The sequence below is a fragment of the Lentzea sp. NPDC054927 genome, assembly GCF_053610285.1.
The window spans coordinates 41,581-65,148 of sequence record NZ_JBSGXZ010000049.1 but is presented as its reverse complement, the minus strand read 5'-3'; the positions used below and the strand labels follow the sequence as shown (position 1 = coordinate 65,148).

General features: G+C 68.8%; 24 protein-coding genes. 11 read left to right on the top strand and 13 right to left on the bottom strand.

Features of this window, described 5'->3' with window-relative positions; genetic code table 11:
* Window positions 1-116: 116 nt before the first annotated feature.
* Together ACWGE0_RS39700 and ACWGE0_RS39695 are read right to left on the bottom strand one after the other, a co-directional pair.
* Window positions 117-536, bottom strand: a complete 420-nt coding sequence (locus ACWGE0_RS39700; protein WP_452266035.1) for a GNAT family N-acetyltransferase — start codon at window positions 534-536, stop codon at window positions 117-119.
* A gap of 44 nt (window positions 537-580) precedes the next feature.
* On the bottom strand, window positions 581-1,081 hold the full coding sequence (locus ACWGE0_RS39695) for a DUF4262 domain-containing protein (protein WP_452266034.1): 501 nt from the start codon (window positions 1,079-1,081) through the stop codon (window positions 581-583).
* Between the two features lie 102 nt (window positions 1,082-1,183).
* Here ACWGE0_RS39695 and ACWGE0_RS39690 point away from each other — a divergent pair, with 102 nt between their 5' ends.
* From ACWGE0_RS39690 to ACWGE0_RS39675, 4 genes are read left to right on the top strand one after another with little or no spacing between them, the layout of a single operon-like run.
* Window positions 1,184-2,020, top strand: coding sequence for a helix-turn-helix domain-containing protein (locus tag ACWGE0_RS39690; protein WP_452266033.1), 837 nt, complete (start codon window positions 1,184-1,186; stop codon window positions 2,018-2,020).
* A complete protein-coding gene (locus ACWGE0_RS39685; protein WP_452266032.1) occupies window positions 2,020-2,181 on the top strand; it encodes a DUF397 domain-containing protein in 162 nt (53 codons plus the stop codon). Before ACWGE0_RS39690 ends, ACWGE0_RS39685 begins: the two co-directional genes overlap by 1 nt.
* A gap of 23 nt (window positions 2,182-2,204) precedes the next feature.
* Window positions 2,205-2,876 carry a DddA-like double-stranded DNA deaminase toxin gene (locus ACWGE0_RS39680; RefSeq protein WP_452266031.1) on the top strand — a complete coding sequence of 224 codons (672 nt, stop codon included), beginning with the start codon at window positions 2,205-2,207 and terminating at the stop codon, window positions 2,874-2,876.
* The gene (locus tag ACWGE0_RS39675) at window positions 2,860-3,339 is read left to right on the top strand and encodes an Imm1 family immunity protein (protein WP_452266030.1); all 480 of its coding nucleotides are present in this window, start codon (window positions 2,860-2,862) and stop codon (window positions 3,337-3,339) included. Before ACWGE0_RS39680 ends, ACWGE0_RS39675 begins: the two co-directional genes overlap by 17 nt.
* Before the next feature lie 55 nt (window positions 3,340-3,394).
* On the opposite strand, the gene ACWGE0_RS39670 is transcribed toward ACWGE0_RS39675, so the two are convergent.
* Genes ACWGE0_RS39670 through ACWGE0_RS39660 form a run of 3 tightly spaced genes read right to left on the bottom strand, consistent with a single transcriptional unit; the run spans window position 3,395 to window position 5,324 of the window.
* Window positions 3,395-4,144: a YebC/PmpR family DNA-binding transcriptional regulator gene (locus tag ACWGE0_RS39670; protein WP_030466169.1), complete on the bottom strand. Its 750-nt coding sequence runs from the start codon at window positions 4,142-4,144 to the stop codon at window positions 3,395-3,397.
* Entirely contained in the window at window positions 4,141-4,767 is a 627-nt protein-coding gene (gene pdxT, locus ACWGE0_RS39665) for a pyridoxal 5'-phosphate synthase glutaminase subunit PdxT (protein WP_452266029.1), read from the bottom strand. Before pdxT ends, ACWGE0_RS39670 begins: the two co-directional genes overlap by 4 nt.
* Window positions 4,768-4,790: 23 nt before the next feature.
* A complete protein-coding gene (locus tag ACWGE0_RS39660) occupies window positions 4,791-5,324 on the bottom strand; it encodes a hypothetical protein (RefSeq protein WP_452266028.1) in 534 nt (177 codons plus the stop codon).
* Window positions 5,325-5,411: 87 nt separating this feature from the next.
* Between ACWGE0_RS39660 and ACWGE0_RS39655 the strand changes: the two genes are divergently transcribed.
* Window positions 5,412-6,065 carry a hypothetical protein gene (locus ACWGE0_RS39655; protein ID WP_452266027.1) on the top strand — a complete coding sequence of 218 codons (654 nt, stop codon included), beginning with the start codon at window positions 5,412-5,414 and terminating at the stop codon, window positions 6,063-6,065.
* Here the strand turns inward: ACWGE0_RS39655 and ACWGE0_RS39650 are convergent.
* The 3 genes from ACWGE0_RS39650 to ACWGE0_RS39640 all read right to left on the bottom strand — a co-directional run bounded on the left by ACWGE0_RS39650 (window position 6,037) and on the right by ACWGE0_RS39640 (window position 9,581).
* Window positions 6,037-6,855, bottom strand: a complete 819-nt coding sequence (locus ACWGE0_RS39650; RefSeq protein WP_452266026.1) for a hypothetical protein — start codon at window positions 6,853-6,855, stop codon at window positions 6,037-6,039. The genes ACWGE0_RS39655 and ACWGE0_RS39650 overlap by 29 nt on opposite strands.
* 55 nt (window positions 6,856-6,910) lie before the next feature.
* The gene (locus tag ACWGE0_RS39645) at window positions 6,911-8,254 is read right to left on the bottom strand and encodes an amino acid permease (RefSeq protein ID WP_452266036.1); all 1,344 of its coding nucleotides are present in this window, start codon (window positions 8,252-8,254) and stop codon (window positions 6,911-6,913) included.
* A gap of 139 nt (window positions 8,255-8,393) precedes the next feature.
* Window positions 8,394-9,581, bottom strand: a complete 1,188-nt coding sequence (locus ACWGE0_RS39640) for a trans-sulfuration enzyme family protein (RefSeq protein ID WP_452266025.1) — start codon at window positions 9,579-9,581, stop codon at window positions 8,394-8,396.
* A gap of 74 nt (window positions 9,582-9,655) precedes the next feature.
* Here ACWGE0_RS39640 and ACWGE0_RS39635 point away from each other — a divergent pair, with 74 nt between their 5' ends.
* Entirely contained in the window at window positions 9,656-10,096 is a 441-nt protein-coding gene (locus tag ACWGE0_RS39635; protein ID WP_452266024.1) for an Lrp/AsnC family transcriptional regulator, read from the top strand.
* Between the two features lie 7 nt (window positions 10,097-10,103).
* Here the strand turns inward: ACWGE0_RS39635 and ACWGE0_RS39630 are convergent, their stop codons facing one another.
* Genes ACWGE0_RS39630 through ACWGE0_RS39620 form a run of 3 tightly spaced genes read right to left on the bottom strand, consistent with a single transcriptional unit; the run spans window position 10,104 to window position 13,540 of the window.
* Entirely contained in the window at window positions 10,104-12,503 is a 2,400-nt protein-coding gene (locus tag ACWGE0_RS39630) for a helix-turn-helix transcriptional regulator (protein WP_452266023.1), read from the bottom strand.
* Window positions 12,504-12,557: 54 nt separating this feature from the next.
* Entirely contained in the window at window positions 12,558-12,866 is a 309-nt protein-coding gene (locus ACWGE0_RS39625) for an AzlD domain-containing protein (protein WP_452266022.1), read from the bottom strand.
* On the bottom strand, window positions 12,845-13,540 hold the full coding sequence (locus tag ACWGE0_RS39620) for an AzlC family ABC transporter permease (RefSeq protein ID WP_452266021.1): 696 nt from the start codon (window positions 13,538-13,540) through the stop codon (window positions 12,845-12,847). Before ACWGE0_RS39620 ends, ACWGE0_RS39625 begins: the two co-directional genes overlap by 22 nt.
* A gap of 57 nt (window positions 13,541-13,597) precedes the next feature.
* On the opposite strand from ACWGE0_RS39620, the gene ACWGE0_RS39615 reads away from it, so the two are divergent.
* Complete coding sequence (locus tag ACWGE0_RS39615) at window positions 13,598-14,152, top strand: helix-turn-helix domain-containing protein (protein ID WP_452266020.1); 555 nt, start codon at window positions 13,598-13,600, stop codon at window positions 14,150-14,152.
* Between the two features lie 80 nt (window positions 14,153-14,232).
* Here the strand turns inward: ACWGE0_RS39615 and ACWGE0_RS39610 are convergent, their stop codons facing one another.
* Complete coding sequence (locus ACWGE0_RS39610) at window positions 14,233-16,017, bottom strand: alpha/beta hydrolase (protein ID WP_452266019.1); 1,785 nt, start codon at window positions 16,015-16,017, stop codon at window positions 14,233-14,235.
* A gap of 187 nt (window positions 16,018-16,204) precedes the next feature.
* Here ACWGE0_RS39610 and ACWGE0_RS39605 point away from each other — a divergent pair, with 187 nt between their 5' ends.
* The 3 genes from ACWGE0_RS39605 to ACWGE0_RS39595 all read left to right on the top strand — a co-directional run bounded on the left by ACWGE0_RS39605 (window position 16,205) and on the right by ACWGE0_RS39595 (window position 20,270).
* Window positions 16,205-17,155: a helix-turn-helix transcriptional regulator gene (locus tag ACWGE0_RS39605; protein WP_452266018.1), complete on the top strand. Its 951-nt coding sequence runs from the start codon at window positions 16,205-16,207 to the stop codon at window positions 17,153-17,155.
* A gap of 104 nt (window positions 17,156-17,259) precedes the next feature.
* A complete protein-coding gene (helR, locus tag ACWGE0_RS39600; protein ID WP_452266017.1) occupies window positions 17,260-19,467 on the top strand; it encodes an RNA polymerase recycling motor ATPase HelR in 2,208 nt (735 codons plus the stop codon).
* Between the two features lie 35 nt (window positions 19,468-19,502).
* Complete coding sequence (locus ACWGE0_RS39595) at window positions 19,503-20,270, top strand: LppU/SCO3897 family protein (RefSeq protein ID WP_452266016.1); 768 nt, start codon at window positions 19,503-19,505, stop codon at window positions 20,268-20,270.
* Window positions 20,271-20,321: 51 nt separating this feature from the next.
* On the opposite strand, the gene pdxS is transcribed toward ACWGE0_RS39595, so the two are convergent.
* Window positions 20,322-21,215, bottom strand: coding sequence for a pyridoxal 5'-phosphate synthase lyase subunit PdxS (pdxS, locus tag ACWGE0_RS39590; RefSeq protein ID WP_452266015.1), 894 nt, complete (start codon window positions 21,213-21,215; stop codon window positions 20,322-20,324).
* A 246-nt stretch (window positions 21,216-21,461) separates the two neighbouring features.
* On the opposite strand from pdxS, the gene ACWGE0_RS39585 reads away from it, so the two are divergent.
* Window positions 21,462-23,519: an elongation factor G-like protein EF-G2 gene (locus ACWGE0_RS39585; protein WP_452266014.1), complete on the top strand. Its 2,058-nt coding sequence runs from the start codon at window positions 21,462-21,464 to the stop codon at window positions 23,517-23,519.
* Window positions 23,520-23,568 lie beyond the last annotated feature (49 nt).

Below are 23,568 nucleotides of genomic sequence, written 5' to 3'. Positions count from 1 at the left end.
GGGGCCGACGGGTGCCGGACGGATCAGCCGACGTGTGATCGACGTCCGCACCGGTGGTTGGTCGTGGGTGGACCGCTTCAGCACCTTGCCAGGCGCCCGTGACCGGCCCCTGAACGTCAGATGACCTTCTGCTCCAGAGTGACGCACCTGATACCGACGGCATCGAGGTGTTCACTCACCCGGACGAACCCGGCGCTCTCGTAGAAGCCCAGGTTCTCGTCACTCTCGGCGCCGGTGAAGAGCCAGACGACTCTTACGTCCTCCGGGGTGCGCGTGCTGATCGCTTCGAGGAGTCGCCTGCCCACTCCGCCGCCCTGCACGTCCGGCGCGACCGCGAGCCGTGCGACCTCCATGCGTTCGCCGTCCACGCGACTGCGCACCGACCCGACGAGCCGCGCCCCGTCGAACGCCCCGAACGCGGGCGTGCCCTGCGCGAGGTGGTCCCGGATCTCGTCGAGCGTCTCGACGAGCGGCGGCAGGTCCCACGCCCCGTACCGGCGAGCCTCCTGGAGGTACGCGGCACGTTGAATCGTCATGACCTCGCCGGCGTGCTTTGCTTCGAGCGGTCCGATGTGGACGTTCACGGCCCGGTGACCCCCGGCGTCCAGCTCTCCGGCAGACCGCTTTCGGTCAGCACCAGCTGGTGCTCGTGGAACCCTTCCGGCGCGTCGGGCTGCCACGGCCAGTGCCCCTGCGGCGTGGGCACGATGATCTGCACCGCCGCGAACTCCGACCCGTCGTAGAGCAGGTACGCACTGCCGAAGAACTCCGGGTAGAACCCCTTGTACACCCGCTCGAACGTGACCGGCACACCGTCGAAGAAGTCGTGGTAGAGCTGGCCGGGCGCAAACCGCTCCCCCTGACTGGCACGCCGCACGTACATGTTGATCACGTTCTCGCCCATGCCCTGCGGCAACCCGATCACCACCGCCTCGGCCACCCCGAACCGCCGCCACGCCCCCACCGAGAACACGTACCCGGCACCCTCGGCGTCCGGGTTCACGACGATGTTCGTGTGACCGTGGAGGTCTGCCGCGGAAAGCAGCCGGGCCCGCAGTTCGATGTCTTCGTCGGAAAGCACGCCACCAGCCTACGACTTGGAGATTCTCCAAGACTCCCACCTTCAGGCAGATTTGAGGCGAAACGATGGAGCCTGCGGGGCCAGGCGGCCTACTTTCCCCGCATGCCCAAGAGATCGTCCAGCGTGCTGGGACGTGAATTCGGAAGCGGCGTCCGCAAGATCATCGAACGGACCGGCCTCACCCAGCGCAGACTCGCCGAGCTGCTCGGCTGGCAGGAAGCCAAGATCTCCGACCTCCTGGCCGGCAAAGGCGGCGTCGACGAGACCGAAGTCCGCGAGCTGCTCGCCTACTGCCACGCGACCATCGAAGAACGCAACCACCTCATCGCGCTGTTCCTGGAATCGGGCGACAAGGGATGGCTGCAGTTTCCGGATGACGGCGTCCCCGACCAGGTCCACACCTTCATCGAGCACGAGAAGAAGGCCAAGAAGATCATCGCCTGGTCACCGACGCTGGTGCCGGGCGTGCTGCAGATTCCCGACTACGCCTACGTCGTCACCGAGGCCTCGCCGGTGATCAAGGCCGAGGACGTCCCCTCGGTGGCGGCAGCGAGGAGCGCGAGAGCGAAGATCCTCAACGGCGACCGCCAGTTCGTCTTCTACGTGCACGAATACGCGCTGCGGCTACAGGTGGGCAGCACCGAGGTCTGGCGGGAACAGCTGGCCCACCTGCTGAGGGTGTCCGTGCGGACGTACATCAGCCTTCGGATCATCCCGGCATCCGCCGGCATCCACGCAGGGACGACTGGCGGGTTCTACCTGCTGGAGTTCCCGAAGTTCCCGCCGCTCGTCTTCCTGGACAGCCTGAACTGCTGCCTGTTCTTCGACGACACCGAGACTGTCGACCTGTACACGACCACCCTGAAGCGGCTCGCAGACGTCGCTCTGGATGAGGAAGAATCGAGGGCGGTGATCGACAACATCTTGGAGGGCCACTGATGACCGTCTGGCGCAAGAGCAGCTACAGCGGCAGCAGCGCGGACTGCGTTGAGATCGGTCGTGGCGTTGGCATCCGGGACAGCAAAGCGCCGACCACTCACCTGCCCGTTTCCTCTGACGCGTGGTCGACGTTCCTGAACAACGTGAAGGCTGACGCCTAACGAACTTCCGAGGTGAGGCTGCGGTGTCGTTCGAAGAGATCGCAGCCCTCCTCTACCGTGTCACAGAGATCGCGACGCAGGCCCTGCAGGCGTTGCAGCAAGCCGCCGAGGACGCTGACGACTGCACCAGACTGGTCGCGGACGCGACTGCGGGCACGACGCAGGAGTACGAGGCAGCTGATGTCGTCGCCAACTTCGACGCCGCCCGCGCTGGCGCTGACCAGTGCCGCAACACGCTGGCAGCGGCCATCGCCAACGTCGAGCGGATCAAGGCCGCCTTCCAGACCCAGCCCACGACCGGACTCTCCTGGTCGGAGCATCAACGTGCACGCCTGCCCACCTACATCACCAGCGGCACCTATCTCGACCCTGACGGCCACACCGAACTCGTGCAGAGCGGACGCGAACCAGACGGCGAGCATGAACGCATCAACGCTCACTTGGTGGCGGTGGGCGCCATTCCTCCCATCAAGATCGAAGCGACCACGCACGTCGAGATGAAGGTGGCGTGGCGAATGAGACTGGGAAACGTCGACCGGGTCGACCTCGTCATCAACAACAAAGTGTGCACTGGCCGGCGCTCGTGCACAGGTTTGCTGCCAGCCGTGCTGCTACCAGGCCAAACGCTTGTCATCCACGATCCGGTAGGGTCACGTGAAATTCATGGAAGGACGATCGGTGAGCTTCACCCTTGAGTTTTGGTACTACGCCAAAGCTGGCCGGCTCCAATCGGGAGGACCGGTGCTGGCAAAGTCCGAAGCGGAGATCGAACGCGTGCTCGCGGACATTCTCCAGCAGGGCGTTCAACCCCACCCCACACAGGTGTCCTCCCCAGAACTGCCGACGTTCGGCATCTTGGACTTTCCAGACCGGATGCTCAAGATGGACCTCGACCCCGAAAGCACCCTCGGCGCGCTGCACTACTCCGGCCCGGACAACGACAGCGAAGACCGTGAGTTCTGGTCTTGGGCGTCGGTCTCGAACGAGGAGATCGTCGGCTTCCCGCCTCTTCTGTTCATCGACAAGCAAAACGGAACGTTGTTCCCACCCCGATCGGTGATCAGCCTGGCCACCATCACGAAGGCGCTGTACGAGTTCCGCCAGACCGGCGAGCGCCCGACGTGCATCGAATGGCAGTCGACCGGCGGCATCGCCTGAACGCGAAACGCCGGCCACGCCCGAAGGCATGACCGGCGTTCCCGAAGCTCAGGTCTCAGCCGACCTCGGCCATGACCTCGTCCGACACGTCGAAGTTCGCGAAGACGTTCTGCACGTCGTCGCAGTCCTCCAGCGCGTCGATCAGCTTGAAGATCTTCTTCGCGCCCTCGGCCTCGAGCTGCACCGAGACCGACGGCAGGAAGCTCGACTCGGCCGACTCGTAGTCGATGCCCGCCTCCTGCAGCGCCTTGCGGACCGGGATGAGGTCGCCGGCCTCGGAGACGACCTCGAAGGCCTCGCCCAGGTCGTTGACCTCCTCGGCACCGGCCTCGAGCACGGCCAGCATGACGTCGTCCTCGGACGTGCCCGCCTTCGGCACGATCACGACGCCCTTGCGGCTGAACATGTACGACACCGAGCCGGGGTCGGCCATCGAACCGCCGTTGCGGGTCATGGCCGTGCGGACCTCGGTGGCGGCGCGGTTGCGGTTGTCGGTGAGGCACTCGATGAGCACCGCGACGCCGTTCGGGCCGTAGCCCTCGTACATGATGGTCTGCCAGTCGGCGCCGCCGGCTTCTTCGCCGCCGCCACGCTTGCGGGCGCGCTCGATGTTGTCCAGCGGCACCGAGTTCTTGCGGGCCTTCTGGATCGCGTCGAAGAGCGTGGGGTTGCCGTCGGGGTCGCCACCGCCCGTGCGGGCCGCCACCTCGATGTTCTTGATCAGCCGCGCGAAGAGCTTGCCGCGCTTGGCGTCAATGGCGGCCTTCTTGTGCTTGGTGGTCGCCCACTTGGAGTGGCCGCTCATTTCTCCTCCGTCGAACCGCGAACCATGTCAACGAACAGGCGGTGAACACGCTCGTCACCCGTGAGCTCCGGGTGGAACGCCGTCGCCAGCACGTTGCCCTGCCTGACCGCGACGATCCTACCGGCGGCATCCCCCGCCTCAGCCGTGACAGGCACCGTAGCGAGGACCTCGACGTCGCCGCTCACCGCCTCCACCCAAGGCGCCCGGATGAACACGGCGTGAACCGTCTCGCCGGCCAGGTCGAGGTCGGTCTCGAACGAGTCGACCTGCCGCCCGAACGCGTTCCGGCGCACCGTCACGGCCAGCCCACCCAGCTGTTCCTGGTCCTCACGGCCGTCCAGCACGGTCTCGGCCAGCAAGATCATGCCCGCGCACGACCCGTAGGCGGGAAAACCAGCCTTGATCTTGGCCCGCAACGGCTCCAGCAGCTCGAAGTTGACCAGCAGCTTGCTCATGGTCGTCGACTCGCCGCCGGGGATGACGATCCCGTCCAGCTCGTCCAGCTCCTCGGCCCTGCGCACGGGCCGTGCGGTGACATCGCACTTCGCGAGCGAGATGAGGTGTTCCTGGACATCACCCTGAAGGGCGAGCACGCCAATGACGGGAGGGGCAGCGACAACCATGTCCACCAGCTTATTCGAGCCGGTCAGGAGCCCGCGCAACGCCCGTCCGGCAGCGGTCCCACCACCGACCTGCCGCCCAGGCCTCCCGGCACCTGCGTGAGATGGCCGACGACGCAGCCACCGCCCGGCAGCGCGACCGCGTAGAACAGGCTGCCGGGCGGCGCGGGGTCGTCCGGCCCGGCCAGCCGCGTCACGCCCACGCGCATGCCCTTCGCGCTCAGCCGCTCGGCCAGAAGCCGTGCGTCGGCGTCCGTGGCGGGTCGGGGCGGCGTGCGCGTGCCGCCGCAGGGCGCCTGACCGTTCGGGGTCAGGCACTGCCCGAGCCTCATGACGATCGTGTCGAGGTCGTCCTCCACGGCGGCCGCGTCGACCTTGTCGTCGTCGGTCACCGGTCTCCGCCTGGCCAGGTCAACCGCTGCACGCTGGCACTGCGCGTCACCCTCGGGCCCGGCGAACGCGATGCAGGTGCCGCTGAACGCCACCGGCTCCTCGGCGGGCCGGTCCGTCACGACCCACCAGCCCGCCACCAGCACGGCGACCGCCAGCAGGCCGATCACCCAGCGTCTTCCCCGCGACAAAAAGAACGCCCCCTCGTTCACCCACCGGAACGGTAGCGTCCGAACCCAAACGCACGAGGGGGGACCGTGTTCGGGCGCAAACCCAGGCCGGAGCAGTTCGTCGACCGTGAGCAGGCACGCCTGGCGTTCCTGCAGACCGAGTACACCGCCATCCGGACCGAGCTGGTGGCCGCGGTGACGACTCAGCAGACCGTGATGAGCTACGGCCTGGCCGCGATCGCCGTCATCTACACCGGCGTGCTGGCGAGCTGGTCGAACGTCCCGTTGCGCACCGGGATCCTGGCGCTGGCTCCCGCGCTGCTGATGTTCGTGTGGTTCGTCTGGTACGGCGAGGTGCAACGGCTGTTGCGTGCCCGCTGGTTCCTCTGGCAGCTGGAACACAAGGTCAACGACCTGCTCGCCATGCCGGGTCTGCGCGGCACCTCGGACCTCCCGCCGGGCGACGTCCTGCACTGGGAGAGCTGGGTCCGCGGCCGCAACCGCTGGCGCACCAATCTGCACTCCCGCCCGGCCTACCACCTGGCCTCGGGCCTGCTCGGCGGCACGGGACTGGGCACGACCGTGCTGTCCGTGGTGCTGGCCGTCGTCACGCACCCGCCGGCCCCGTTGCGCTGGCTGGCCGCCGGCGGTGCCGCGCTGTTCGTGGCGCTCTGCGGGTACGGCTTTTTCCTGACCAGGCGCAACCCGCTGCTCAGGCAGAACGGCCGGGCAATTCCCTGAGCACCCGCATGGCGCGCAACGTGTTCCACCGGCTCGGACCGCCGCGCGGTTCGGGTTCGACCCAGACCTTTCCCGGATAGGACGCCGTCACCTTCCACGGTTTCGACCGCACCACGGACAGCGCGTCTTCCAGCCGTTCGTCCCCAAGCTCGCCGACCGACCAGAAGTGGTCCAACGCGCGCAACACGTCGTAACGCCACCGCGGCGGGAACACCGGCCGCAGGAACTCGGGCTTCACCACCTCGCCCGTCCGGTGCGAGCGGTACAGCCGATGCGCCAGCAAGAACTCACGCGCACGAGCAGCAGCGTCAGCATCCGGCACGCCTTCCAGCACGTTGATCGTCGTGTGGAACGAGCTGTGCCGCCCCGACTGGCAGTTCCAGCCGCCATCGGGACGTTGCCCGGCGAGGACGAACTCCAGCACCTCGTCGTGGGGCAGCGAAGCCCAGGTCAGCAAGGTCAGCGCGAACCCGGCGATGCACATGTCCGCGCGCCAGATGTCGTCTTCGAGGAACAACGCGCACGAGTCGCGCACCACCGCGGGATCCAGCCCGTACTGCCGCAGTTCGAGCAGCGAGTACGTCGTGGAGATCCACTTCTCGCCGTACAGCTTGCGGGTCCACCGCACGCCGTCGCGGCAGGCCAGGATCCGCGCTCCCCAGCCCTCGCGGGCCACCTGGGCGCGTTCGGCCTCCCACTCGGCGGCGGGCGCGTCCGTCAGGTCGCGCAGCACCTGCCACCGAATCGCCGGATCCGAGTCCAGCAACCAGGAAAGGACCTCCTCGTCCACCGCCGGAACGGTAGTCGAGGAGGCCCTCCGAGGCACAGCGATCAGTCGGTAGCGATCAATCGACGGTGACCAGCTGCTCCTGCGCGGGCCCGACCGGCTGACGCGACTTCACGAAGCGCCACCCGAGGAACAACACCAGCGCCAGCACCGGGATCGACCAGAACGCGATCTTCTCCGCGGTCCCGGCGAACGCCATCTGCCCGATCACCAGCGCGAGGAACGCCAACGTCCCGTACGAGGTGTAAGGCGCGCCAGGCATCCGGTACGACGGCCGCTGGATCTCGCCCGCCAAAGCCTTGCGGCGCAACCGGAGCTGGCAGATGATCAGAGTGGCCCAAGTGGACACCACGCCCAGTGAGGCCACCGCGATCGCGATGTCGAACGCCTCCTTGGGCACGATGTAGTTCAGCACCACGCCGAACAGGTACGCGACACCGGTGAACAGGATGCCGCCATACGGCACGTGCCGGGAGTTCATCTTGCCGGTGAAGGCCGGAGCCTCACGCTTCTGCGCCAGCGAACGCAGGATGCGGCCGGTGGAGTACAGACCCGAGTTGCACGAGGACAAAGCGGCCGTCAGCACCACGGCGTTCATGATGTCGCCGACCACCGGGATTCCGAGGGCCGAGAACACGGTCACGAACGGCGACTCGGTACCGGTGAAGTGATCCCACGGCAACAACATCGTCAGCAGCAGCACGGAACCGACGTAGAAGATCGCGATCCGGTACACCACGCCGTTGATGGCGCGCGGCATGATCTTCTCGGGGTCCTTCGTCTCACCGGCGGCGATACCGACGAGTTCGATGGCCGCGTAGGCGAACACAACCGCCTGCAACGTCATCAGGGCGACGCCGATGCCGGCCGGGAACAGGCCGCCGTGGCCCAGGGTGTTCGAGACGGAAGCCGTTGTGCCGCCGATGTCCGCGTTGCCGATGACCAGGGCCGCACCCACCACCAGGAAGACCACGATCGCGGTCACCTTGATGACGGAGAACCAGAACTCCAGCTCACCGAAGAGCTTGACGGACAACATGTTGATGGCCACCAGCACCACCAACGCCACCAGGGCCGTGATCCACTGCGGCAGGTCAGGGAACCATTTGTGCATGTAGATCGCGATCGCGGTGATCTCGGCGATGCCGGTCATCGCCCAGTTCAGCCAGTACAGCCAGCCCGAGGTGAAGCCTGCCCACGGACCGATGAACTCGCGGGCGTACTCGACGAAGCTGCCGGACACGGGCCGGTGCAGCACCAGCTCGCCCAGCGCGCGCATGACGAAGAACGCCGCGAGGCCGCACACCGCGTACGACAGGATCAGCGACGGCCCCGCTGTGGCGAGGCGTCCGCCCGCGCCGAGAAAGAGGCCGACGCCGATCGCGCCACCGATTGCGATCATCTGCACCTGACGCTTGCTCAGCGCCTTGGTGTAGCCGTCCGCATCAGTTTCCACAGAACTCACGAGGAGGTTCCTTCCGAAACGGAAAAATGCTCGCGTCGGAACCTCCCGCGCCCCGACGCGCTGATGCGTTGGGACCTTAGTGAGTGGCGGTCATCACCAAGTAATCAGTTGGGGAAGGCTTAACGTAAGCGACGTCACAGAGCGCCGCGTTTAGGTCGTCCCAAATGTCCTCGACATGCTCAAGTCCAACTGAAATGCGCAGCAAATTGTCCGGAACTCCCGATGCACGCAGTTCTTCTCCGGGGACCAGGCGATGGGTCAAAGCCGAGGGGTGCTCGATCAGGGTGTCGACCGAGCCCAGCGACACGGCCGGTGTGATCAGCCGTAGTCGCCGCACCACCGACGTCGGATCGCCGTAGACGCCGAACGCGATCATCGCGCCCGTTCCCCGCATCTGCAGCGACGTGGACGGGTAGCGCACGAACTCGACCGCGTCGTGCTCCGCCAGCCGCACCGCCAGGACCGCTGCCGAACGCTGTGCGGCCTGGACGCGCAACGGCAAAGTGGCCAGCCCGCGGTGCAGCAGATAGCCGCCCAACGGGTGCAGCACGGCGCCCGTGATGATCCTGACCTGCCGCAACGCCGCCGCACGCTCCTCAGAACACGCCACAACGCCACCCAGCACGTCCCCGTGCCCGCCGAGGTACTTAGTGCCCGAGTGCAGGACGTAAGACGCCCCGTGCAGCGCCGGGTTCTGCAGGATCGGTGTTGCGAACGTGTTGTCGACCATCACCGGCACCGACCCGGCCTGGCGCACGACGTGCTCGATGTCGACCAGGTCCAGGTTCGGGTTCGCCGGCGTCTCGACGACGATCAACCCGGTGTCCGGCCGGATCGCGGAGGACACCAGGCCTGCTTCGACGTAGGTGGTGGAAACGCCCAGGAGACCGGACGACAGCAGGTGATCCGTGCCGCCGTAGAGCGGCCGCACGGCCACGACGTGCGGCTTTCCCGCCATCACGCACGCTGCCTGGATCACCGCGGTCACCGCCGCCATGCCGCTGCCGAACGCGACGGCGGCCTCGGTGTGCTCGAGCCCCGCCAGTGCCTTCTCGAACCGGGCGACCGTCGGGTTGTGCAGCCGCGCGTAGACGGGCGAGCCTGCCCGTGCGGCGCCGGTGGCCCACTCACCCAGTGCTTCCCCGCCGAGCGCCTGGTCAGGCACGGGGTAGGTGGTGGACAGGTCGATCGGGGGTGCGTGCACGCCGAGCTCCGCGAGGTCGTCGCGGCCGCCGTGCACTGCGATGGTCTCGATGCGCGTCATGGCCCGAATGGTGGAGACTTCCTCGACAGAACGGGCGGACAACCGCAGCAGATTCGGCAGAGCGGAGAAGAGCCGTGCTGGATTCGATCGACGAGGCCATCGTGCGGGAGCTGCGGAAGGACGCGCGGCTGCAGAACAAGGACCTGGCCGAACGCGTCAACGTCGCGCAGTCCACGGCGGTGGTCCGGCACCGGGCGTTGCGGGAGCGCGGCGTGATCACCGGCTACCACGCCGAGGTGGATCCCACCGCGATCGGACAGCACGTTCAGGCGATGCTCGCGGTGAAGATCCGGCCGCACACCAAGGAGATCGTCGACCCGTTCATGGCTTACGTTCTCTCACTGCCCGAAACGCTCGCGCTCTCGCACGTGACCGGCCCAGAAGATTTCCTGGTGCACGTCGCGGTATCGGACGTCGGTCATCTGCAACGGCTCGTGCTGGACAAATTCACCAGTCGGCGAGAGGTGACAGAGGTTCATACAAACCTCCTCTTCTCGCACGTTCGCAAGCATTAGTGCGGCACTAACCGGCGAGTCGCAATGCGGGGGCGAGCTGGTCGCGCCCGTCAATGCCGAGCTTGCGATAAACCTTCGTCAGGTGGATCTCGACGGTCCGCAGCTGCACGAACAACGCGGCGGCGATCTCGCGGTTCATCTTGCCCGCGGCGGCCAGCGCGGCCACGCGGCGTTCGGACTCGGTGAGCCCGGCGGGTCCTGCGGCCAGCTCCTGCCGGATCTCCTCTGCCAGGTCCTCGACCCCGCAGTCGTCGGCCAGGTCGACCGCCACCCGCAGCTCCGCCCGCGCCGGCTTGACCTGCCCGGCCAGGTGCAGCGCCCGGCCGAGGGCGAAGTGGCTGCGCGCCCGTTCCAGCAACGCGCCCGTCGAGGAGAGCAGCGCGACCGATTCCTCAAGCAGCGCAATGCCTTCCACGCCTCTGAGCACGCCCTGTTCCCGTAGAACCGCCGCCAACGGCAGCACCGCACCCGTCGAGCGCGCTAAGAGCTCCTCTGCCAAAAGGTGGTCACCTCCGAGGTGCAGCCGCCACGACGTGTTGTCACAACCGCGCGCACGCAACCGTTCACCGCAGTCCAGCAAGTCGCGCACGCCGTCCTTGCGCCGCTCGGCCGCGATCCGCACCCGTCCGCGCGCGGCCAGCAACGCCGGTGCGCCGAACAGGTCGGGTACCTCGCCCGGCACGACCTCGAACACCTGCGACGCCACCTCGACGTCGCCCATCTCCAGCAGTGCCAGCGAAAGCTCGGTCAGTGCCGCGAAGGTCGGCGTCGACACCCGCGCGGCACCGCAGTTCTCCAGCACCGCCAACGCCTCGCGCGCATCCGACTCGGCGCCCGCCAGCCGTCCGAGGTCCCGCAAGCACGCCGAACGCGCCGTGAGTGCCGCCGCGACACACGGCCGATGCTGCCAACGTCGCGCCACGGTCAACGCACGGTCCGCACGCGCGTACGCGGCCGTGAGTTCGCCACGCACACGAAGAAACCCGATCGCCCGCAGATACGGGTCGAATTCCGAAGGGGTCGTGGGCAGGACGTCCGGGTCGCCGACGACGTCCGGCTCGAACTCCGGTTCCTCCCCCAGCAACGCCAGCAGGCCCGGCAGCGCGGGGTGCGCGGGATCGGCCTCGCCCAGGTGGTCCACGGCCGCCGGGACGTCCACATAGGACTCGGCCTCGCCGAGTTCCGCGAGCAGGTCCCGGGATCCCGGCTCGCCCATCGCCCGGCGCAGGTACCGGACCGCGTCCACGACCAGGTTGCGCGCGCGGGCCCGTCCGGCGGCCGACACCAGCACGTCGGTGGCCCACTCCTCGCCCAGCGGCCGGGTCTCGACCAGGTGCTCGGCCACCGCCTCGGCCGACGCGCCCGTCTCGGTCAGCAGCCGGGCGGCGGCGGTGTGCAGGTCCTGACGTTCGGTGATGGTCAGTTCTTCCCGCAAAGTGTTGCGCACCAACGGATGCACCAGCGAACCCTGCGCGGACAGCAGGCCCATCCGGTGCAGCGCGGCGATCGTCCCGGCCAGCTCGCACGGTTCGGTGCCGATCAGCTCGGCGACGCGCGGCAGCGTGACCTCACCGCCCAGCACGGCCAGTGCGTGCAGCGCGTCGGGGGCGTGCGGGGCGAGACGGCGCAGGCGGACGTTGACGGTCGGCAGCAACGCCGGTGCGGTGAGTCCCTCGACGTGGTCGCCGTACGCGCGCACGAGATTCAACAACAACAACGGGTTGCCACCGGCTTCCGCGCGACAAAGCGACACGAAGTCGTCGTCGACCCGGTGCCCCAGCTCGTGCTCGACCAACGCGCGCGAGGCGTCGAACGACAGCTCGTCCAGGCGGATCTCGGTGGTGCTGGCCGCGAGCAGTTCCTCCAACGTCTGCGGCCCGGCGCACACCTCGCCCGCCCCGATCCCCGCAAGCGCGAACACCGGCAGGTGCTCGATGCGGTGCGGGAGGGTGCTCAGCCACTGCAACGACGGCTGGTCGGCCCACTGCGCGTCGTCGACCACGACCGCGATGGGGCGTTCGGCGGCCATCCGCGCGAGCGCCCGGTGCAGAACGTGCAGCTCGGGCAACGTCACCGGTCCGGGTTCGGCCAGCGAGTCCGACTGCCCCAGCGCGGCGGCGATGCGCGGCAGGTGCTGCACCTCTTCACCTGGCTGCACGCAGACGAACAGCCTGCTCACGACCCCGAACGGCAGCTCCCGTTCCAGATAGCTGCCACGCGCCGCCAGCACCATGAACCCGTGCTGCGCGGCCAGCTCCCGCGCGGTGGTCAGCAACGCCGTCTTGCCGGCCCCGAGTCCCCCGGTGGCTACCACGAGGTGCCCGTCGCCGCCCGCCGCCGCGGTCAGCGCGTCCCTCAGCTGGGTCGTCTCCCGGTCCCGCCCGACCAGTCCAGGTTTCGCAGCCATGGGTCCATCTGAGGCCTGTCCCCCATCGGTCCCCTATTGCGGAGGCATCGCCCCCTATGCCACTCCGGCGAGCCTGAGCCCCGCGGTGGTGGCCGCGGCCAGCACGATGACGGCCACGAACGGCAGTTTCCGCCACGCCGCGAGCCCGCCGACGACGACGCCGATCGCGAGCGCCCAGCCACCGAACTGCTTGCCGTTCGTCAGCGCCGAGACCGCTACCAGCGCCAGCAGCAACACGGTCGCACTCGCGGAGATGACTTCGCGGACCTTGTCGGGCAACGTCACACGGTCGCGCAGCAACGGCCCCGCGATCCGGATCGCGAACGTGCCGGCGGCGAGGATCAGGACTGCGGTGACGGGCACGGTTCCTCCTTCTTCGTCCTGAACGCGAACAGCCCGGCCAGCGCGAGCAGCACTGGCAGGCCCGCGGGCAGGAACGGCGTGGTCGCGAGCGCGATCGCGGCACCGACCAGTGCGGCGTTGCGAGTCGCCGCGTCCTTCAAGGCGGGCAGGGTGAGCGCGAGCATCGCCGCCGGGAACGCGGCGTCCAGCCCGAACGTCATCGGGTCGCCGATCGCCTGGCCTGCCAGCGCACCGATGAGCACACCCGTGTTCCAGCTGAAGAACAACGACACGCCGCACGCCCAGTAGGCCGCACGCGCTCTCGCGGGATCCTTCTGCGCCATCGCGAAGGCCGTCGACTCGTCGATCAACAGGTGGCTGCCGACGATCCGCGCCAGCCACCCGTTACCCAGCACGTCGCCCACCGCCAGCCCGAACGGCAGGTGCCGCGCGTTGAGCACCAACCCGGCCAGCACGGCCGCCGCAGGGCTGCCACCAGCGGCGACGATGCCGACGGCCATGAACTGCGAGCCACCCGCGAAGATCACCACGGACATCAGCACCGGCATCCACCACGGCAACCCCGACCCGACCGAGATCGCGCCGAACGAAGCGCCGGTCACCGCGGCACCAAGTGCGACCGCGGCCACGTCACGCAGAAGCACACCATCAAGGGTTCGCCATATCGAACGCATCACCCATTACGATGAACACCTGAACGGGTGTTCGTCAAGCCGAACGGATGGACTTCTGTGTCGAACGCACCACTCGACCTCATCGCGGCCAACCTCCGCCGCGAGCGCGAACGCACCGGCATGTCGCTCTCAGAGGTGGCCAAGAAGGCCGGCATCGCGAAGTCGACGCTCTCCCAGCTCGAGTCCGGCGCCGGAAACCCCAGCGTGGAGACCCTGTGGGCGCTGGGCGTGGCACTGGGCGTCCCGTTCAGCAGCCTCGTCGAACCCGCCGTGCCACGCGTGCAGGTCATCCGCGCCGGCGAGGGCCCGGTCATCCACTCCGAACGCGCGCACTACGCCGCCACCCTGCTGGCCGCCTGCCGTCCGGGCACCAAGCACGACATCTACTGGCTGGCCCTCGAACCCGGAGGCGCCCGCGAGTCCGAACCGCACGTGCCGGGCAGCGTCGAGCACATGATCGTGGCGTCCGGGCGGTGCCTGGCGGGCCTGGCCGACGACCCGGTGGAACTCGGGCCGGGCGACTACATCGTCTATCCGGGCGATCTGCCGCACATCTGCAAAGCGCTGGAGCCGGGGACCACGGCGATGATGGTCATGGAGCACACCGTCTGACGGCCGCGCCCCTGACTGCCCCGCGCGAAACGGCGCCGAGGAGGTCGGGGCTGCACTCCTCGGCGCCGGTCTTCAGCGGATCAGGAGAGGATCTTGTCGATCTCCTGCTGCACCCGCTGGTCCACGAGCACCGCACGTGCGGAACGCGGCGCCGACCTGTCGTCCACCGGTCCGGCGATCGGGTGCACCGTCGTCTCGTACTGGAGCGGCAGGCTCGCGCAGACCGTCCGGGCCGCCGGAGCGGCGCCGTCCAGCAGGTAGGCGTTCACCACATCGTTCACGCAGGAGTTGCCGCGCACGCCGTAGATGCCGTGGGCGCCGTTGTCCTGCACCGAGATCAGCCGGGCGTCGCGGTACTGCGCGGCGTCGCGGCCGGCGTTCTCGTACGCGGTGGCCGGGTCGAACTCCGACTGCACCATCACGATCGGCTCGAGCCCCTGCTGGGCGGGGTTGGGCAGCGACTGCGCCGGCAGCGACCAGTGGGAGCAGACCTCCTGCGGGATCGCGTAGCCCGCGAGCGGGTAGGAGGCGCTGAACTGCTTCTGGTAGCCGGCCCACCACGAGGTGCTGCGCCACTGGCCGCCGTCACCGCACCTGACCGCGAAGAACACCCCGTTGGTCGTCACGGTCGGGCCCGTCGCCTCGCGGCCGGCGGCCAGCACGGCTTCGACGGCGTCCAGCTTGCCGGGACGCACACCGGCCGGGTTCTGCAGCAGCGCACCGGCCTGATCGACGGAAACGGCCTGGGACACCGGCAGGTTGGAGCTGACGTCGTTGACGTAGTCGATGAGGCAGAGCGTGACCGCGAGCGGCGACCAGTCCTTGTTGTCGACGATGCACTCCTTCAGCACACCGATGTTCAGCGCGGCGTTGAAGAACCCGGCGTCGGTGTACAGGGCGTTGCGCACCAGGACGTCCAGGCTCCCGCCGGCGGACGGGCCCAGGTAGCGCAGGTAGGTGGCCCTGACCTCCTCGTAGACCGCCTTCACCTCCTCGGCGCTCGTGCCGAGGTACTTCGAGAACAGGGTGCGGCTCGCCCATCCGGCGAACTGGCCGTCGAACCGGCGCTGGAACGCCATCGGCATCAGCTGCCACGTCGTCGGCAGCTCGTCCATCCAGGCCGTGTTGGAGTCGAGGATCACCTTGCCGGTGTTCGCGGGGAACAGCGCCGCGTATTTCGCGCCCAGCCAGGTCCCGTACGAGTAGCCCACGTAGTTGAGCTTCTGCTCGCCGAGCAGCACGCGGATCAGGTCCATGTCGTGCGCGGTCTGCCAGGTGTTGACGTACGGCGTGAGCGGATTGGCCGCGCAGCCGTCGGCGACGGCCTTGGTGAAGGCGTTGCGGGCGGCGACGGCCGGGGCGGACATGTCGCGGCTGTCGTAGTTGCTCGCGCCCACCACCGGTTCGACGGCGATGTCGCAGTTGAGCTGGGTGCTGGCGCCGACGCCGCGCGGGTCCATGCCGATCAGGTCGTAGCGGGCGGCGAGCTGCGGCTGCGCGGCCGACAACGACCACGACAGCGCGAGGCCGGAGCCGCTGGGCCCGCCGGGGTTGGTGAACACGACACCGTTGCGGTGAGAGGGATCCGTGGCCTTGGTGCGGCTGATCGCCACCTTCAGCGTCTGGCCGTCACCTGGCTGTCTCCAGTCACGCGGGACGGTGATCGTGGCGCATTCCGGCGTGAGTCCGCCCATGACGGGCGAGTACCAGGCGCAGGATCCCCAGTTCACCTGCTGCCCGGCGAACGGTGACGGCGCGGCGGTGGCCGGTTGGATGCCGCTGACCAGGCCGCCGGCCGCGACGGCGGCCGCCAGGAGCGCCAGCCGGCGGGGGCCCGTGCGGCAAGCACGCGGAAACGAACTCATGAAGCCTCCTCGGTGAAGGGGGTGACGGGGAGCGACCGACTCGCAACTCAGACGTTCCCGCAGCTCAGGGGCCTGCAGACGCCCCTTGCCCGATACCGCGGATCGTGACACGGTCGCGGTGGCTGCGGGAATACGAACAGCGGTGCGGATATACGCCGATGCGGGTTTGCGAACTGAGGATGCGGACGTGCTGGAGCCTTTCGAGCTGGATCCCCGCGAGGAGGCGGTGTACCTCGCGCTGGTGGACGCGGGCAGCCTCACCGCCGCCGAACTCGCGTCGACGGCCGGTGAGGACGTGCCGGCCCGCCTGGAGTCGCTGGGCCTGATCGCCCGGCTGCCGGGCGATCAGTACTGCGCGGTCGAGCCCGGAATCGGGTTCGCGGCCATGGTCGCGCTGCGGGAGGAGCGGGTGCGCCTGGCCGAGGACCAGGTGCGGCGGGCACGGGCCGCGGTCGGGCAGCTCGCGGAACGGTTCCGCCTGCGCGGGGCACGGCACCCCCTGGACCTCATCGAGGTCGTCGTCGGGCCGCAGGACGTGCGGCAACGCGCCTACCAGCTGGAACGCGGGGCCCGCACCCAGCTGCGCGGGATCGACATGCCTCCGTACCTGATGACGGAGAACGAGGCAGAGGCCGAGATGCTCGTCAAGGGCGTGCGCAACCGGTGGCTCTACGACCGCGAGGTGCTCGACCTCCCCGGCAAGATCGAGTACCTGGCCGCGATGCGGCAGTCCGGCGAGGAGTCGCGGGTCATCACCGGCGCGCCGTTCAAGCTCCTGATCGCCGACGACGACCAGGCGATGATCGCGCTCACCGACTACTCGAGCGGCACCGCGAGCGCGTTGATGGTCGGACCCTCGATCCTGCTCGACGGCCTGTCGCGGATGTTCGAGGGCATGTGGCGCTACGCCGTGGCCCTGCGGCCCTCCGACCCGGAACCCGACGCCGACCTGCCGTCGGAGTCCGAGAGCTGGCTGCTGACGATGCTGGCCTCCGGTGCGACCGACAAGACGATCGCGCGCCGCATGGGAATCGGTCTGCGCACGGTCCAGAAACGCGTGCAGCAGCTGATGGAACGGCTGGAGGTCGACACCCGCTTCCAGGCCGGCGTGAGCGCCAAGGCGCGCGGGTGGCTGTGACGGGCATGAAAAAGGGGAACGGACCTCCGTTCCTCCCACTTAACCGTATAGCAGAGAGGGGGCCTTGCCACAAGACCCCGTCCATCGTTCACACTCATTGCCTCATGCCAGAACACAGGCGCACTGGGGAGCACGTGGGGTACGAAGAAGAACTGCAGTCCGAGCGTGAATACGTTGCCGACCTCTACGCACGGCTCGATGCCGAACGTGCGCGCGTGAAGGCGGCGTATCAGGCGGCGCTGGGTGGCACCGGCGCGACGGTCATGGAACGTGACAACGAGGTGCGCGCCCGGCACCGCGAGATGAAGCGGCTGAACGTGGCCGACTACGGGTTGTGCTTCGGCCGGCTCGACAGCGTCGACGGTGACGTGTCCTACATCGGCAGGATCGGCCTGTTCGACGAGTTCGACGACTTCGAGCCGGTGCTGCTCGACTGGCGCGCACCGGCGGCGCGGCCGTTCTACACCGCCACCGGCGCCAACGCCGAGGGCATGGCTCGCCGCCGCCAGTTCCTCACCCGCCGCCGTGCGGTGGCCGGGTTCACCGACGAGGTGTTCGGCAGGCTCGGCGAGGAACAGGGCGACGTGGCCCTGCTGGAGGCGTTGAACGCGCCGCGCGGCGAGGGCATGCGCGACATCGTGGCGACCATCCAGGGCGAGCAGGACGCGATCATCCGGCTCGACCACCCCGGCGTGCTGGTGATCGAGGGCGGCCCCGGCACCGGCAAGACCGTCGTGGCGCTGCACCGGGTCGCGTACCTGATGTACACGCAACGCGAGCGGATGGAACGCCACGGCGTGCTCGTCGTGGGCCCGAACCCGGCGTTCCTCAACCACATCGGGCGCGTGCTGCCGTCGCTGGGCGAGTCCGACGTGGTGTTCTCGACCGCCGGAAGCCTCCTGCCGGGGCTCAACGCGGTCCTGGAGGACACACCGGACGTCGCGCGGCTCAAGGGCTCGCTGAAGATGCTGGACGTGCTCACGGCGGCCGTCGCGGACCGGCAGCGGCTGCCCGAGCGGCCGATCCCGATCACGATGAAGGACGTCGTGGTCCAGATCGGCACCGACGTCGCCGAGTGGGCCCGGCAGGAGGCGCGTGACAGCGGCCTGCCGCACAACGAGGCCCGCGCGGTGTTCCGCGAGATCATCACGTACGTCCTGACCGAACGGGCGCTCGGCCGGATCGGCAAGGGCTGGCTGTCCCGATCGGACAAGCAGGGCTGGGAGGACATGCGGTCCGGCCTGGTCAAGGAGCTGGCCGACGACGAGACGTTCACCGGGGCGCTGGACTCGCTGTGGCCCGTGGTGACGCCTGCGGAGCTGCTGGGCTCGCTGTACTCGTCGCCTGAGCGCCTGGCGGCCGCGGGTGGCGACCCGTCGCTGCGGCGGGCCGACGGCGAGGCGTGGACGGTGTCCGACGTGCCGTTGCTCGACGAGCTGCACGACCTGCTCGGCCGCGACGGCACCGAGCAGGCGCAGGACCACGCTCTGTCCGAGGAACGCAGGGCCGAGGCACGTTATGCCGCCGAGGTGCTGGAGAGCATGGTCAGCCGCCCGGACCACATGGACGACGAGGACCACCTCTTCGCCACGGACATGCTCGAGGCCGAGGACCTGGCCGAGCGGTTCGAGGAGCACGACCAGCGCACGCTCGTCGAACGCGCTCAGGCCGACCGGAGCTGGACCTACCGGCACGTGGTGGTCGACGAGGCCCAGGAACTGTCCGAAATGGACTGGCGGGTGCTGATGCGCCGTTGCCCCGGCCGTTCGTTCACGGTGGTGGGCGACCTCGCGCAGCGTCGTTCGGAGGCAGGCGCCCGGTCGTGGGGCGAGATGCTGGAGCCGTACGTGCCGGGCCGCTGGGAGTACCGTTCGCTGACGGTCAACTACCGCACGCCCGCCGAGATCATGGCCGTCGCCGCACGGGTGCTGGCCGAGTTCGCGCCGGACGTGCAGGCGCCGGAATCGGTGCGCTCCAACGGTGTTCAGCCGTGGTCGCGTCAGGTCTCCGAGTCCGAACTGCCCGCGGCGATCGAGGAGTTCGTGGCCGCGGAGGCCGGTCTCGAGGGCACCAGCGTCGTGATCGGGCCGCCCGGTGTGCCCGGCACGGTGCCCCCGTCGGAGACCAAGGGCCTGGAGTACGACTCGGTGCTCGTCGTCGCGCCGGAACAGATCCTGGCGCTCGGCCCGCGTGGTGCGGCGGAGCTGTACGTGGCTTTGACCCGTGCCACGCAACGCCTCGGCGTGCTGCACCACGGTCCGTTGCCGGCGGCGTTGTCCGATCTGGCGGAACCGGTGCCCCTGGGCAGTTAGGATGGCCCCTGGGATTTTCTGGGGGAAACCATCCGATGAGCACACCGAACGAGCCTGAGCGGCCCAAGTCCGCCGAGCTGTACGAGCCGCCCGCCGCCGACCCGTTCTCGGCGTTCGCTCCGCCACCCGCGGAGCCGCCGCCGAGCACCGGCGGCGGGCGGCCGATCGGCTACCACGACGTGCCGGAGCCGGTGATTCCCGTTGCGCCGCACCGGGAATCCGGCGGCGGCGGGAAGATCGTCGCCGTGCTGGCGGTGTTCGCGCTGGCGTTGGGCGGACTGATCTACTGGCTGTCCACGAAGGACACGATCAAGTTCGGCAGTGGGAGCGCGCCGACGTCAGCCGCTGCTGTCACCACGACCCCGCCGACGACCACGTCGAAGCCGGCGCCGTTCGCGACGGTCGGCGACTGCGTGCTGATGACCGGCTTCGCGGCCAAGCCGGACTACCAGAAGGTTCCGTGCGGCGGGAACAACAACTACACGGTCAGCAAGGTCTCCTCGTCGTCGACCGAGAAGTGCGGGGAACCTGCCGACGGGTACATCGAGTACCGCAGGATCAGCGTTCTGGAGTCCTCGACGGTGTGCCTGATCCCGGTGTTCCTCGACGGCCAGTGCTACGACTTCACGCTCGCCGACCTGAAGGCCGAGGTCCCGAAGGCGGAGTGCGGCGGAGGGCCGCAGGTGTTCAAGGCGGCGGTGCTGGCGAACACCGTCGACAAGGCGGCGTGCACGGTGAACCAGGCACTCGCGCTGGCGTATCCGGAGATCAAGACGACGTACTGCTTCTCGCAACCGTCCTGACACGACGAAGGGGCGCACCCGTGGCGGGTGCGCCCCTTTTCGTTCTGAGCCTTACCAGCCGCGCTCGGCCAGGCGGTGCGGCTCCGGGATCTCGTCGACGTTGATGCCGACCATGGCCTCACCCAGGCCGCGCGAGACCTTGGCGATGACGTCCGGGTCGTCGTGGAAGGTGGTGGCCTTCACGATGGCCTCCGCGCGCTGGGCCGGGTTGCCGGACTTGAAGATGCCGGAACCGACGAACACGCCCTCGGCGCCGAGCTGCATCATCATCGCGGCGTCGGCCGGGGTGGCGATGCCGCCCGCGGTGAACAGCACGACGGGGAGCTTGCCGTTCTGCGCGATCTCCTTCACGAGCTCGTACGGCGCCTGGAGTTCCTTGGCGGCGACGTAGAGCTCGTCCTCGGGGAGGTTCTGCAGGCGGCGGATCTCCTGGCGGATCTTGCGCATGTGCGTGGTGGCGTTGGAGACGTCACCGGTGCCGGCCTCGCCCTTGGAGCGGATCATCGCCGCGCCCTCGGTGATGCGGCGCAGGGCCTCGCCGAGGTTCGTCGCACCGCACACGAAGGGGACGGTGAACGCCCACTTGTCGATGTGGTTGGCGTAGTCGGCCGGGGTCAGCACCTCGGACTCGTCGATGTAGTCGACGCCGAGCGAGGCGAGGACCTGGGCCTCGACGAAGTGGCCGATGCGGGCCTTGGCCATCACCGGGATCGAGACGGCGCTGATGATCCCGTCGATCAGGTCGGGGTCGCTCATGCGGGCGACGCCGCCCTGCGAACGGATGTCGGCGGGAACGCGCTCGAGCGCCATGACGGCGACGGCGCCGGCGTCTTCCGCGATCTTCGCCTGGGTGGCGTCGACCACGTCCATGATCACGCCGCCCTTGAGCATCTCGGCCATGCCGCGCTTGACGCGGGCGGTACCCGTGACCTGATCAGTGCTCACCTGGGCAACCTTTCACGAGGGGAAGTCTTGGTGAACTCATCCTACGTCTGACGTGGCCTCCTCACCCAAGCCACTGGAGCCCGGAACCAGAAGGCCACTTGACGATCAACCGCAGGTCGTGAGAGGTATCACGCGCCTGCTCGGGAAACGTGCACGCGAGCCGGTTGGCGACCAGACGGGTCTCCGGGGTTGTACCGGGAGGTGAACGGGTGTGAGATCGAACACTACGACTTGACGGAGGTCGCCATGGGAAGCAAGAACTCCGACAACGGGACATCGGCAGGCGCGGTCGCTGTGGACGACCCGGCCAAGGTCCGCAACGTCGTGCTCGTCGGCCCGTCCGGCGCAGGCAAGACAACGCTCACCGAAGCCCTGCTCGCCGCCACCGGCGTGCTGACCCGCGCGGGGTCGGTCACCGAGGGCACGACCGTCTGCGATCACGATCCGGCGGCGGTGCGACAACAACGATCGGTCGGCCTCGCCGTAGCCCCGATCCAGCACGGGGACATCAAGATCAATCTGATCGACACCCCCGGATACGTCGACTTCGTGGGTGAGCTCAGGGCAGGACTACGGGCCGCGGACGCGGCCCTTTTTGTTGTCAACGCTTTCGAGGGCGTCGACGCCGCCACCATCACGTTGTGGGAGGAGTGCGCTCTCGTCGGCATGCCGCGTGCCGTTGTCATCACGCGCACCGACCACCACCGTGCGGACTTCATGACCGAAGTCGTCGCGTGCCAGGCCGCTTTCGGCGCGGGCGTGGTGCCGCTGTACATGCCAGAAGAAGACCAACTGGTCGGACTGCTCACGTCCGGAGACGACTACCCGGACGAACGCGCCGCGTTGATCGAGGGAATCATCGCCGAGAGCGAGGACGAGACCCTCATGGACCGCTACCTGGCGGGCGAGGACATCGACCAGGACACGCTGATCGCCGACCTGGAGACCGCCGTCGCACGCGGTTCGTTCCACCCGGTGATGCCCGTGTGCGCCGCAACCGGCATGGGCCTGACAGAGCTGTTGGACGGCATCGCGCGCGCGTTCCCCTCACCGCTCGAGCACGAGCTCCCTCTCGTGACATCGGTGGACGGCATCCCGCAGCCCCACATGGCCGCCGACCCCGACGGGCCACTGGTGGCCGAGGTCGTCCGCACGGCCGTGGACTCCTACGTGGGCCGCGTGTCGTTGGTCCGTGTCTTCTCCGGCACGCTGCGCCCCGAACGCCCCGTGCACGTCTCCGGCCACGGCATGGCCGACCGAGGACACGAGGACCACGACGCCGACGAACGCGTGGCCCACATCTACTCCCCGCTGGGCGCGTCGCTGCGCGAGGTCCCCTACTGCGTGGCCGGCGACCTGTGCGCGCTGACCAAGCTGACCACCGCCGAAACCGGCGACACCGTCTCCGCCCCGGACAAGCCGCTCCTGATGGCCCCCTGGGACATGCCGGAACCGCTGCTCCCCGTGGCCGTCGTCCCGCGCACCCGCAGCGACGAGGACAACCTGGCCCGCAACCTCAACCGCCTGGTGGCGAGCGACCCGACCCTGCGCCTGGACCGCAACGCCGAAACGCACCAGATGGTCCTGTGGTGCATGGGCGAGGCACACGCCGACGTGGTGCTGGCCCGCCTGCGCGCGGGCGGTGCGGAGATCGACACCGAACCCGTCCGCGTGGCCCTGCGCGAAACCTTTGCGGGGTCGGCGAAAGGCCACGGCCGGCACGTCAAGCAATCTGGAGGTCACGGCCAGTACGCCGTGTGCGACATCGTCGTGGAACCACTTCCCCGCGGCTCCGGCTTCGAGTTCGTCGACAAGATCGTCGGCGGCTCGATCCCGAACCAGTTCATCCCGTCCGTGGAAAAGGGCGTGCGCGCCCAGCTCGAACGGGGCCTGCACGACAACACCCCCGTCGTCGACGTGCGCGTGACTCTCGTCGACGGCAAAGCACATTCCGTCGACTCGTCCGACGCGGCCTTCCAGACCGCCGGCGCCATGGCCCTGAAAGAAGCCGCCGCCGCAGGCCGCACCACGTTGCTGGAGCCGACCGACGAGGTGGCCATCCGCCTGCCCGACGAACACCTCGGCACCGTGCTGGGCGACCTGTCCGGCCGGCGCGGGCGAGTGCTCGGCACCGAGGCCGACGAGGGCGGCTGGACGCTGATCCGCGCCGAGGTGCCTTCGTCCGAACTGCTCCGGTACGCGATCGAACTCCGGTCGCTCACGTCGGGCACCGGCACCTTCACGCGCCACTTCTCCCGGTACGACCCGCTTCCCGAGGCCCTGGCGGCACGCGCGGCCAAGTAGGCCCGGCGGGCCAGGCAGGCGAACGGCGAAAGGGCGGGCCCGTCGCCGC